General features: G+C 51.7%; 11 protein-coding genes. 1 reads left to right on the top strand and 10 read right to left on the bottom strand.

What is annotated here, in order from left to right:
- Positions 1 to 5: 5 nt before the first annotated feature.
- The 7 genes from BLT35_RS19245 to BLT35_RS19215 all read right to left on the bottom strand — a co-directional run bounded on the left by BLT35_RS19245 (position 6) and on the right by BLT35_RS19215 (position 7,834).
- On the bottom strand, positions 6 to 776 hold the full coding sequence (locus tag BLT35_RS19245) for an enoyl-CoA hydratase/isomerase family protein (protein WP_054817421.1): 771 nt from the start codon (positions 774 to 776) through the stop codon (positions 6 to 8).
- A 3-nt stretch (positions 777 to 779) separates the two neighbouring features.
- Positions 780 to 2,555, bottom strand: a complete 1,776-nt coding sequence (locus tag BLT35_RS19240) for an adenine deaminase C-terminal domain-containing protein (RefSeq protein WP_139170827.1) — start codon at positions 2,553 to 2,555, stop codon at positions 780 to 782.
- 38 nt (positions 2,556 to 2,593) lie between these two features.
- Complete coding sequence (gene paaX, locus BLT35_RS19235) at positions 2,594 to 3,472, bottom strand: phenylacetic acid degradation operon negative regulatory protein PaaX (protein ID WP_074729486.1); 879 nt, start codon at positions 3,470 to 3,472, stop codon at positions 2,594 to 2,596.
- A 107-nt stretch (positions 3,473 to 3,579) separates the two neighbouring features.
- On the bottom strand, positions 3,580 to 5,142 hold the full coding sequence (locus BLT35_RS19230) for a benzoate-CoA ligase family protein (protein ID WP_062409572.1): 1,563 nt from the start codon (positions 5,140 to 5,142) through the stop codon (positions 3,580 to 3,582).
- Between the two features lie 135 nt (positions 5,143 to 5,277).
- A complete protein-coding gene (locus tag BLT35_RS19225) occupies positions 5,278 to 6,078 on the bottom strand; it encodes an enoyl-CoA hydratase/isomerase family protein (protein WP_074729485.1) in 801 nt (266 codons plus the stop codon).
- Between the two features lie 550 nt (positions 6,079 to 6,628).
- Positions 6,629 to 6,832 (bottom strand): hypothetical protein, encoded by a 204-nt coding sequence (locus BLT35_RS19220; RefSeq protein WP_054817419.1) that lies wholly within the window; start codon positions 6,830 to 6,832, stop codon positions 6,629 to 6,631.
- Between the two features lie 54 nt (positions 6,833 to 6,886).
- Positions 6,887 to 7,834, bottom strand: a complete 948-nt coding sequence (locus BLT35_RS19215; protein WP_074729484.1) for an LLM class oxidoreductase — start codon at positions 7,832 to 7,834, stop codon at positions 6,887 to 6,889.
- Between the two features lie 111 nt (positions 7,835 to 7,945).
- Between BLT35_RS19215 and BLT35_RS19210 the strand changes: the two genes are divergently transcribed.
- Positions 7,946 to 8,254 carry a histidine phosphatase family protein gene (locus tag BLT35_RS19210; protein WP_074729483.1) on the top strand — a complete coding sequence of 103 codons (309 nt, stop codon included), beginning with the start codon at positions 7,946 to 7,948 and terminating at the stop codon, positions 8,252 to 8,254.
- 49 nt (positions 8,255 to 8,303) lie between these two features.
- Here BLT35_RS19210 and BLT35_RS19205 read toward each other — a convergent pair whose 3' ends face one another.
- Genes BLT35_RS19205 through BLT35_RS19195 form a run of 3 tightly spaced genes read right to left on the bottom strand, consistent with a single transcriptional unit; the run spans position 8,304 to position 12,474 of the window.
- Positions 8,304 to 9,596 (bottom strand): (Fe-S)-binding protein, encoded by a 1,293-nt coding sequence (locus tag BLT35_RS19205; protein WP_074729482.1) that lies wholly within the window; start codon positions 9,594 to 9,596, stop codon positions 8,304 to 8,306.
- A 6-nt stretch (positions 9,597 to 9,602) separates the two neighbouring features.
- A complete protein-coding gene (locus BLT35_RS19200; RefSeq protein ID WP_074729481.1) occupies positions 9,603 to 11,036 on the bottom strand; it encodes an FAD-binding oxidoreductase in 1,434 nt (477 codons plus the stop codon).
- A gap of 4 nt (positions 11,037 to 11,040) precedes the next feature.
- On the bottom strand, positions 11,041 to 12,474 hold the full coding sequence (locus BLT35_RS19195) for an NAD-dependent succinate-semialdehyde dehydrogenase (RefSeq protein ID WP_074729480.1): 1,434 nt from the start codon (positions 12,472 to 12,474) through the stop codon (positions 11,041 to 11,043).
- Between the last annotated feature and the right edge of the window lie 37 nt (positions 12,475 to 12,511).

Here is a 12,511-nt window from a genome sequence, read left to right as displayed (position 1 = left end):
CCTCTCTATTTGTTATGCCAAACGGGCCGACGCTTCTCCAAAAACGCTTTCAAGCCTTCTTGAGCGTCTGCGGATTGAACCAGTTCCCTTAAATAGATGTTTTCCACGGGTTTGATCGCCGAAGCAAAGGATGGGGCCATGGATTCGCGGACCGTTTTTCGCGTTAAACGCAAAGCCAGGGCGCTTTTGGTGCGCAAGTGCGAGAGCAGCTGCTCCAGAGCGCCGTCCAGCTCGCTTGGAGGAACGACCCGGTTGACCAGCCCCCACTCATAAGCCTTGGCCGCACTGATGCTCTCACCCGTCAATAAAAGCTCCATCGTTCTGTTATAGCCGGTCATCCAGGGGAAGGTCACGATGGATACGGGTGGAAACAGCGCCAGATGAATCTCAGGCTGACCGAACTTCGCCCGTTCGCTGGAAAGCACGATATCGCAGAACGTAGCCAGCTCGCATCCGCCTCCAAGCGCTGCGCCGTCGACCACGGCAATCGTCGGGCAGGGAACGTCAGCAAGGCAGTGGAACATGCGGTGAAACAGATGAATCATCGGCTCCGTTTTATCACCCAGATGGTCTTCCACCGCAACCCCTGCGGAGAATACTTTTCCTTCCGCACGGATGACAAGCGCATTCAAATGTTCATTGCCATGGAGTGAACTAAATGCGTGAACCATTTCCTCCATCATTTCCATGTTCATGACATTGACTGGAGCTCTTCGTAATACAAGAGTGGCAACCTTGTCTTCGATCGAGAAGCCGATCCATTGATATTCGCTCACGGCTTACACCCTTTCTGTTTCTATCGCTGCGGCCGGTTTAATGACTCCGCCAGCCTTGACGTCATAAAGACCAAGAGGAATTAATCGCAGCCCGGGAAGAAAATCGCATGTCAGGAACAGCAGCGTATACAGGATGTCGTGGAAAGGAAATCCCCTTTTCTTCAGCTCGGATAACAGCACTTCCTGATACTCTACCGCCTTGTGAAACTCAGGGTCGGTGGTCATCATTCCGGCTAACGGAAGCGGAATCTCTACAATGATTTCTCCACGGTCTACGATGACAATACCGCCGCCCAGCTCATGGACACGTGCCGCCGCCTTCGCCATCGCCTCTGCATCCCTGCCGATGACAAGCAATTGTGTCGTCGTATTATAGGTGGAAGCCATCCCGTCTAGATCTACGGCAAAGCGTTCCATAATGCCTTTGGTGATCCATTGGCCTTCCCTGTCGATCAGGTTGGCCATCACCAGCCCCGGATGCTTTGACAGGTCTGCATACCCGTTGTTAACAGGCAGCTCCGTATCTTTTTTCTTTGTGATCACGTTGCTTTGAAAATAAATGACCGGTACGGGTTCGGCTGAAGAGGTATGCGGATAACGGTACAAATCCGGATGCTGCAGTAACGTCCGTTCCATGGTAAACGCCGGTTTGGCCACGTATTTCATCCAATCGATGACCGGTGGAGATACAAGCGTTTGGCCTTTCGACGCTACGATGGTACCGGCGGAAATGACCAGCTCCGGACGAAAATCAACCAGGTTCGGCAAAATCAGCACGTCGGCCCGCCGGGCGGGAGCGATTCCGCCGATTTCCTGATCCAGGCCGAGAAAGGTGGCCGGATTAATCGTCGCCATTTGAACAGCCTGAATCGGAGTCAATCCAAGCTCCACCGCTATTCTCAGCAGTCCGTCGACAGAGCCCTGTTCCTCGATAAAGGCAGGGTGAGGGCCATCGGTCGTCAGCAAAATACGATTCGTACTCACTTTATTTTCTGTGATCAGCTTCATAATCTCGGGAAAATCCGGACGCAGCGAGCTGTTGCGCAGCGTCGTCCACATGCCTAAACGCAGCCGGTCCAAAGCTTCTTGCGCGGTAATCGCTTCGTGACAGGCGCTAATGCCTGCAGCCACGATCGAATTCAGCTTTTCATAGGAGCAGCCGGCCGTATGTCCATCCGATATTTTCCCCAGACGCTTGGCATATTCGATCGTATCTATCACAAACGGATCGCCTTTATACAAGAGCGGCCAGCGGGTGATCTCCGCCGTACCGACGACCTCCTCAAGCTCAAGCAAAGAACGGACGTCCCCGGCGTTAAACTCATCCCGCTCACTCGGGTACTCCGCCTGCGAAACCAGGCGTACGAGCCATAAATTATTTCCGGGCAATTCTCTAAGGTCCTGCAGCATGGCTTTAAACCCGCTAGCACCCATATGGAGATAAAAAAACAGATTATCGTTCACTAATGTAGTCGTTCCCGATGAAAGCGATTTCATCGTGAGGCTGACAGGGTTGTATACAACCCATGGATGTGCATGCGGTTCGATAAAGCCCGGCGAGACATACTTCCCTTCGGCATGAATCACCCGGGTATGTTCCCCTATTGCCGCTTCGCTATTCCCGATATAAGCGATGCGGTCTTTGTAGATAGCCACGTTCTGCGGCAGGAACTCGCCCGAGTACACGTTAATCACCGTACCGCCCTTGATGAACAGATCCGCGGGACGGCGACCTTGTGCAACTTCAATCAATTCAACTCTTGTTGCATGTGATTTCAAAGCAAGCTCCTCCTTACGCATTGACCTTCAAATATGGGTCAAATATATATTTCTGCGAACGGATTGATGGCCTTCTCCCTTTTGGCCTGAATTTCCCGGTCAGGGGCCTGCTCAAACAAGCTTTCAAAATATTTGACCGAAAGTGTGGAGAGAAGCTGGTGCATATTCCAAAACAAATCCCTCGCTTCGTTCCCGTTCCAATTGTGCGGCAGCAGATCCTGAGGAAAGCCGGGATCATTAAACAGGAATTTTCTATAATAATGAACAAGGTATGTTCGTTCTACAAAAGCTTCCAGACTGGTCAAGGAATCGTTCCAGACGCGTTCTTTCAGCATCTCGTATTTGGGCCTGTAGGTCTCGATGAAGGTTTTGTAATCCTCTTGAATGCTTTGCAAATTCCAGCCTTTGTCAATGATGTACTGCTGGTCATGCGATAAGAGGGAACTGGAGCTGAACAGCATCGCATATTCCTTTAATTCATAGGTTTCGATCATTTCCAATATTTGTTTTTCCAAGGGGTTGGGGCTTACCCAGGTGCTGTTGGAAATCATCCCGAATCCGGTCCAGCTTAATTCCTTGCGGACCTGATTTCTCAAGTCGCGTTTTTCCTCCGGCATGGAATACGTTAAAATTCGCCAGAAACCGTCCCACTTGTGGCTTTTGATCGAATATACCCTTCTGACGCCGTCCTCGATTCTGCGTTTTCCTTTTTCCGTCAAGCTGTAGTAGCTTTTATTCCCTACTCTTCTCACCTGCAGAAGATCCTGCTGAACCATACGGAGCGTTGCGCCGCGTACCGACGATTCGGAGATTCCGAATTCAGCCATCATTCGAATCAGACTTCCGATCCAGATTTCCCCACCGTAATATTGAATAAAGTCACCGTACAATGTAAACATCAGTGATCTGGGTTTCATTCTTGTTAAGTTCTCCTTCTTCATTGTAAATGGTAATCACTGATAATAGATTATGCCAGTTTTCAGAAAATTTCAAGATTACGGTGGCCGCGGTACGGACTCGTCCCCTAACTGATTCTCAGCTTGAAGCGTTGAATTTTACCGGAAGCCGTTTTGGGCAGTTCATCGATAAATTCAATGATTCGCGGATATTTATAGGGTGCCAGTTCCTTCTTCAAAAAATCCTTCATATCATTCATTAAGCTATCCGACGGGGCTACCCCCTCCTTTAACACTACATAGGCCTTAGGCTGTACCAGGTTGCTGTCCAGTTTCGCGCCTACCACGGCGACTTCCAGCACGGCATCATGCCGGATTAAAGCGTTTTCAACTTCAATAGGAGAGACCCAGATGCCGCCGACTTTAATCATGTCATCGGAACGGCCGCAATACCAAAAGTAGCCTTCTTCATCCATATAATATTTATCGCCGGTTTGAAACCATTCGCCGTAAAACTTGTTTTTGTTTTCCTCATGAAGATTCCAGTAGGCGCTGGCGATGCTGTCTCCTTTAATTAACAGGTCGCCCGTTTCATTGGGAGGAAGAGCCTCTCCCATTTCATTCACGATTTTGGCCTCATAACCGGGAACAAGCTTGCCTGTGCTTCCTTCCCGTATATCTCCGACCCTGTTCGATATAAAAATGTGAAGCGCTTCCGTAGAACCGATTCCGTCCAGAATATCGACGCCGAACAGCAGCCTCCACTTCCTGATGAATTGAGCTGGCAGTGCTTCTCCTGCCGATACGCAAAGCCGGAGAGAAGAGAGATCGTACGTTTTACCCGAACGCTCCACTAAATCAATCATCGAACCGTAAAGCGTCGGTACGCCGAAAAAGATCGTCGGCTTGTATTTCTCAATGGTTTCAAGCACCGTCTCCGGTTTTGGACGCTCCCGCAATAATACGGTGGATGCTCCCGCACCTAACGGAAAATACATGCCATTGCCTAAGCCGTAGGCAAAAAAGAGCTTGGAGGCGGAAAACGTAATGTCGTCTCCCCTGATTTGCAAAATCTGTTTGGCGTAGGCGTTATAAGCCCATTCCATATCGTGCTGCAAATGGATCACGCCTTTGGGCTTGCCTGTACTTCCCGAGCTGTACAGCCAAAAGGCCGAATCGCCGGGATCCGTCAGAGCCACCTCCAACTGAGGCGAAGCCGCTTGGATCCATTCGTGATAATCAATCACGCCCGCCTCTTTGATAGCGCTATCATGAATCACTATGACATGCCTGAGATAAATAAACCGGTCACGCAAATGACGGATTTTATGCCAGATATCTTCATGGACGACAACCGCTTTCGCTCTGCTGTTATTTAAAAAATATTCATAATCGGCAGGCGCCATGATGGTATTGACCGGAATAGGAACCGCTCCGATCTTGACCGCACCATAGAATGCGGCGATCATTTCCGGTGTATCGTGGCATATCAGCAAAACGCGATTCTCCATTTCAACCGACAGCTCTTTAAGCCCATTTCCCGCTCTATTAACGAATTCTTGCAGTTGACTGTAGGTAATGCTCTGATCGTTATAATAAACAGCAGCTTTGTCGCCTAATCCATTACTCACATTGTCATCGATAAAACGGGTAGCCGCGTTATAGGAAGAACCGATTCCACGCAATTCCATCGTTATATCCACCTTCTTGTTCAGGATTACTCATTGCACGACTGCAGGAATAACGACAATATCTGCTGTAAGCTGCAGCGGATATCGTCGTTATGAGGTTTTCTTGCCTACTGTGGGTAACAACCGTTTTATTTGTTACAGACCTTTCCAGTTTGCCTGCCGTTTTTCCAGGAAAGCGCTTAAACCTTCTTTAGCATCTTCGGAACGGAAGAGCAGATTTTGCAGCTCGCCTTCGTAACGAATCGCCACATTCAGCGGCATTTCTTTGCCGTTCATGATGGAAAGCTTGATGTTCGAAGCCGCATAGGATGCGCTGTTGACGATTTTTCTGGCGTATTCCAGCACTTTTTCGCGCGTTTGCTCCTGCGGGAACACATCGTTGACCAGGCCGATTTCGAGCGCCTCCTGCGGCGAGATCGTTTTGCCTGTGATATTCATGTCCAGTGCGCGGGAGAAACCGATCAAACGCGCCAACCGCTGCGTTCCGCCGGTTCCGGCGAGCACCCCGAGCGAGATTTCCGGCAGACCGATTTTACCTGCTTGATCCCCCATAAAGCGAAGGTCGCACCCGAGCGCCATCTCCAGACCGCCGCCGACCGTATGTCCTTCAAGACAGGCAATGAAAATTTGCGGGGAACGCGCCATTTTATCCAGTGTCTCGTTGCAGAACAAGCAGAATTGCGTTTTGAAACGGGGCTCAGCCGCCTTCAAGAAGTTAATATCCGCTCCGGCAGAGAAAAATTTCGGTACATCGCTCATGAGGATGGCAACTTTAATCGAGGAATCAAAGCGGATATCGTCAATCGCCGCATTCAACTCTTGATAGAAGTCCAGACTGTAGGAGTTCGTTTTGTTCACGTGCAGATGAATTTCTGCGATTCCATTTTCTTTTTTAAGTGTCAGTGCGGTTTCCTTGTTCACAGATACGGATGACATGTTTAAAAACCTCCTATTACGTTTTTTTGACTTACGTATACAATACATAATTTACAAAATTGTTTGAATATTATCAAGAATAGATTTGGGTAGTTTTGGCTCAATTCCTGTGATAAATCTCACACATGCTTTAAAATGCTCAATTTTACATCCGTATTATGTTTTTTTATCGTAAGATTATATATCGTAATGTGATTGGAAAGGCAAGGGACGATTGAAATCGCTTACACGCTTATGTTTATTATTCGCTTTATTTTAACCCATCTGGTGTATTTCGTATTTATGAGGACTATTGGAGCAAACTAACAAGCTATTTCGCAAATTTGTATTGCGTTTTGTTAACAAACGTTATATTATCATAATATAAAATCCTTATCGATTCTGCTTTAACTTATTAAGATCGTCGAGAAATAGTTGAATAGTGTAATAGTTCCTCGTTCCCTCCGGTTTTCCCTCTTTTTTCAATACGGGAATTGCTGGATAAAAAAAACCAAAGCGAATCTGATAGATGATCCTGGATTCACTTTGGCTTGGTTAGCCGGTCTTTTGATTAATAGCTTCCGACCCCTAAAGGAAAACCGTTTTTATACTCGCCTTGATCATACAGCTTTACCGGCATTTCTCCTTCATATATGATCGCTACATGACTATATCTTAATCCCTTTTTGGCCGCTTCTTCCGATGACGCAAGATCATCGAAACGGCCGATATGCAGGCATTCCGCCGATTGATTATACAGTTTCACTACAAACATGGTAACCCTCCGTCCGTTTTTATTTTTGATGCTCTTCACATGTCAGAATACCATCTAAACATCTAAAGCAGGAAACAAAGGCACCACTTCTTCGCCCAGCTCATCTATGACTTCGGCTGCAGGACGGCTGCCGTATTTCAAATTGAATACGACATGATTCACTCCGGCAGCTTTTAAATTTTCAATGAATCGGATCAAGCGCCTGCGGCCGATTCGAAACCCCAAATGAATGGCGCTGGCCGCTTCATCCGGATCCTCCGCCAAATCGATATATAAAGACTGGGTAAAGGGCTTGAAGACCTCCAAATGAGAACGCCAATCCCGAATCAGGCTCGTTTGATGAAAGAGATTGCGCGGGTAATACAGCCATCCGTCTGCGTTGGCCGCAATCCATTCCATCGACTGGCCGCTATGGCCGGTCACCAGAACCGGAATGTCGCGCAATTCCGGCTTCGGCAGCAGATCTCCGCCGACCATATGTACCCTGGGGGTTTGAATGACGGGAAATGATTGATTCCATACGTTTTTGATGACGGACAAGGCTTCCCGAAACCGTTCCCCTCTTTGATCAAAATCAACCGAAAAGCCGGGAAACTCCATAGGCCTATCGCCGGTAGCCACGCCAAGAATCAGCCGTCTGCCGGAAATAAGGTTGGTAGAAGCAGCCGCTTTCGCGACATGCAAAGGATGCCTTAGCGTGACTATAATACTTCCCGTACCCAGAGCGATCTTTTCCGTGTGAGCCGCTATATATCCGAGATAGACCCAGGGATCGTAGATTTGTCCGGTGTCTCCAAAGTTGGGATCGTATAATGGAACATCCCGTACAAATAAGGAAGCAAAATTCCATTGCTCCGCTTTCTTTGCCAGCTTGACTTGTTCCTCCACATTCATGACCGGAATACTTCCTTCATACGCTTCCAAAGGAAAGAACAGTCCCAGCGTCAAATGATTTTCTTTAAACATCCGTCTATAGCCTTGGTGCCGACTGAAGTCATTCATAGGCCGATCGTTTCCTTCCGCCGCAAATTGCCAAACGCAGGACAAAAGGTAAAATGCCCCGTCCTCTCTTCTTTTATGTAACCTCCTCCTTGAAAAAAGGATATCCATTCTATGATCCGAAGTAAATGGATACGGCTCCGCTGCTGCTCAAGCGACTTAACACGGGCGGCACAAACGGCGAAAAGCATCTATGCCGGAACGATTGAATTCCATCCCGCGCTGCGGGAAGTTCCAGCCCCGAGCTTCCATCGTAATTTGAAAATACCTTTCATAGGGTGGGCCATGCTCATACGCTGGTCGTGGCTTGTGAATCGCCAAACCCGTATGAATCTGAAACATGCGGAAGCACGCGTCAAAACGTTTTTGGATGAGATTGTGTTCCCCCCTTACTCCTGCCCTATCGTCGTTTCTTTCATATAACAAGGGCCGTCCCTCAGTCAGGATGACTTATGGGACAGCCCCTTGATGTTTATGAAATACCGCAGGACTCCGCCAGCAGTTCAACGAGGTGAACCGTCCGAACCTTGGCCGACATGCCTTCTCTCTGCACGCCCAGCTTCATCTGCAGCAGACAGCCCGGGTTGGTGGTGACGATCGTCGTCGCCTGGGTCGTCTTTACCGTCTCCATCTTGACGTCGAGGATCTCCATGGATTCCTCGTAATTAACCACATTGTAAATCCCGGCCGACCCGCAGCACATATTCGGGTTGGCCATTTCCTTATACGTGATCCCCGGAATCCGCTTGATCAGCTCCAAAGGCTCCTTGACCACCTTCTGGACGTTGGTCATATGGCAGGAACGCTGGTAGGTGACGATCTCGTCGACCGGTTTGGCCAGCGGCAGCTCACATTGCGCCAGCACCTGGGTAATATCGCGGGTTTTGGCCACAAAGGCCTTCGCACGCGTTTCCCACTCCGGGTCACCATGGAACAGGTGATCGTATTCCACCAGCATCGCGCCGCAGCCGCCCGCATTGTTGATAATGAAATCGACATCCAGCCGCTCAAACGCCTCAATATTCTGCTTGGCCAGCATCACCGTATCGTCCTTGCGTCCGGCATGCGCGTGAAGCGCCCCGCAGCAGGTCTGCTCGGCGATCACCTGCACCTCGCAGCCTGCCAGTGCCAACAGCTCCATAGACAGCCGGTTGATCTTCTCGAACATCGCATCCATAATACAGCCGGTAAAAAAGGCCACTTTCCATTTGGGCCTGGTCCCCTGCGGCGGTTCGAAGAGACGCGGACGATGGCGCCGCGCTGCGGGAGAAGTCACCTGCGGCAGCACTTCCTCAAAGGCCCACAGGTTTTGGGGCAGAACCCGCGTCAGCTTTCCTTTGTGCGCCACCTTCTGCAGACCGCTCTTTTGGTACAGCCAGATCATATCGGCCGCAACCTTGAGCTTCTTCGAGTCGGGAAAGACGTTCCGGAACATGGCGTCCTGCATCTTGCGCAGCGGCTTGGAGGTGCGCCGGGCCTTATGCTCCGCCAGCACTTCCCGCGCACCTTCCAGAATTTTACCGTACTCTACGCCCGACGGACAGGCCGTTTCACAGGCGCGGCAGCCCAGACACAGATCGAGCGGCCCCTCCAGCTCATGAAGCGACAGATGTCCTTCCGCCGCCATCTTCACCAGATTGATCCGGCCGCGAGGCGAATGGGTCTCCCGTTCCATGGTCACATAGGTAGGGCAAGCCGGCAAACAGTAGCCGCACTGGACGCATTGGATCGTTTCGTCGTATGGCAATTCTTTGGTATGCTTCATCGGCCGCTACCCCTCCGTTAAGTTGAGCCGCTGCCCGGGAGCAGGAAAAATCTTGCCCGGATTCATAATATTTTTCGGATCCCAACTATCCTTGATCAGCTTCATCATTTGAAGCCCCGTTTTGCCCAGCTCCATCTCCATAAACGGCGCCTTCATGTTGCCGATGCCGTGCTCGCCGGACAGCGTGCCGCCCAACTCGATGGCCGCCTCAAAGATCTCCGTCACGGCCTGCTCGACACGCTTCATCTCTTCTTTGTCCCGCTTGTCGGCGACAATGTTCGGATGCAGATTGCCGTCTCCGGCATGGCCGAATACGACGAGGTTGACGTTGTATTTTTCGCGGATCGCCTTCAGCCGGGCAAACATCGCCGGAATCTGGCTGCGCGGAACGGTGGCATCCTCGGAAATCTTGGTCGGCTTGACCCGGGTGATCGCCGGAGACACCATTTTGCGCGCCTTCCACAAATTGGCCTCCTCCGCTGCCGTGCTGGCAATCTGTACCTTGCGGGCCCCGATGGCCTCACAAATCCGGCCGGCTTCCCGAATTTCTTCCTCTACCGTGCGGGCATGACCGTCCACCTCAATCAGGATGATCGCCTCCGCATCGACAGGCAGTCCGCTCGGCTCGTAGTTTTCCACCGCGTGAATACAGGCCTGATCCATGATCTCCATCTTGGAGGGCAGGATGCCCGAGGTCAGCACCTTCGAGATCGCTTGCCCGGAGGTCACGATATCGTCAAAGATCGCCAGCAGCGTAGCCGTTTTCGGCGGCTTGGGAATCAGCTGCAGCGTCGCTTCCGTAATGACGCCAAGCGTACCTTCCGATCCGACAATCAGCTTGGTCAGATCGTAGCCGGTGACGTTCTTCACCGTACGGCCGCCCGTACGGATAATTTCGCCCTGCGGCGTGACGAATTCCAGCCCCAGCACATAGTCTTTGGTTACCCCGTACTTCAAGCCGCGCGGGCCCCCGGAATTCTCGGCCAGGTTGCCGCCGATGGTCGAAACGGCGGAGCTGCTCGGGTCGGGCGGGTACATCAGCCCCGCCTTTTCCGCCGCCGCATGGATACTTGAGGTCAATACGCCCGGGGAAACGATAGCGATTAAATCTTCGGGGTAAATCTCCAGCTTCTCATCCCACCGGGACAGGTCCAGCACAATGCCGCCTTCGACAGGAAGCGGTCCGCCGGAAAGCGAAGTCGACTGGCCGCGCGGATACACCGGAATGATTTCATCGTAGGCCAGCTTGACGATGGCCGCCACCTCGGCGGTGCTTTTGGGCTGCACGACCAGCTCCGGCATATAGGTGCCAAACGATCCGTCAAAGGAATAGCCGGCCAAATCCGGCTTTTCCGTCATCACGCGCTTATGTTCAGGAATGATGGCACGTACTCTGCGTACGATGTCCGAATCTACTTTTCTGTAAGCCACAGCAATCATCCTTTTACAGGTCCAACTGGAGGGACAGGAATTTATACTCCAAATAATCTTCAATACCGTACTTGCCGCCCTCGCGTCCGACGCCGGATTCCTTGATCCCGCCGAACGGAGCCTGCGCCACGGTAGGCAGCGAGTCGTTGATGCCGACGATGCCGTACTCCAGCGCTTCGGCCACCCGGAACATGCGGGAGCCGTCTTTGGTATAAATGTAAGAGGCCAGTCCGTATTCGGTGTCGTTCGCATAGCGGATCGCTTCTTCCTCGGTTTCAAACGTGAAGATCGGCGCGACCGGACCGAACGTTTCTTCATAGGAAATCTTCATCTCATGCGTTGCATTCAGCAGTACGGTCGGCGCGAAGAAGCAGCCGTTGGCCAGTTCGCCCTCAGTCAGCTTGCTGCCGCCGGCCAGGATGGTCGCACCTTTGGCTACCGCATCGTCGATATGCTCCTGCGCTTTTGCCACCGCCGCCTGGTCGATCAACGGACCGATATGGACGCCGTCGTTCAATCCGTTGCCGATGACCAGTTTCTTGACTTTCTCCGCCATGATGTTGGCAAAGGACTCGGCGACGGATTTCTGCACATAAATGCGGTTGGTGCAAACACACGTTTGGCCCGCGTTGCGGAACTTGCTGGCGATCGCGCCCTCTGCCGCTTTCTCCAGATCGGCATCCTCGAATACGAGAAGCGGAGCGTGTCCGCCAAGTTCCATCGATACCTTCTTCATCGTGTCGGCCGACTGGCGCACGAGCTCTTTACCGACTTCGGTGGAGCCGGTGAAGGTAATCTTGCGTACCACGGGGCTGGCCATCAACGTACCGACCACTTCGGAGGCGGAGCCGTTGACCAGGTTGGCCACACCCTTGGGCACACCGGCCTCATGCAGCGCTTTGAACACCTCGATGGCCGCAAGCGGCGTAGCCGATGCCGCCTTGAGAATGATCGTACAGCCTGCCGCCAGCGCCGGAGCGAGCTTGCGGGTGATCATCGCGATCGGGAAGTTCCACGGGGTGATCGCCCCGACCACACCTACCGGCTGACGCAAAACGAAGATGCGCTTGTTCGGGGCCGACGCCGGTATGGTATCTCCATAGATGCGTTTCCCTTCTTCGGCATACCAGTCCAGGTAGTCAATGGCCAGAGCGATCTCTCCTCTCGCCTCGGCCAGCGGTTTACCCATCTCGCGGGTGATCAGCTCCGCGATCGTTTCGGTACGGCTGCGAAGGATTCCCGCCGTCCGGGTCAAATACGCGTAGCGTTCCTTTGCCGTTAAACGGGACCAGGGCTGCAGTGCGGCCTGCGCTGCGTCAATAGCGGCTTGCGCGTCCTCCGCGCCCCCTTTGGCAACGCTTTCCACAATTTCACCCGTCGCCGGATTGATCACGTCAAAGGTTTGATTGGACTTTGCCTTACAAAATTCCCCATTGATATACAGCATGTCAACCGCCTCCTGTTCATTCCCTATTCGGAAGAAT

Origin of the sequence: Paenibacillus naphthalenovorans (assembly GCF_900099895.1) — a bacterium.
In the GTDB taxonomy this organism is placed as follows: Bacteria; Bacillota; Bacilli; order Paenibacillales; family NBRC-103111; genus Paenibacillus_G; species Paenibacillus_G naphthalenovorans.
Note: the sequence above shows the minus strand (reverse complement) of the source record. Positions and strands in the feature narration are given on the sequence as shown.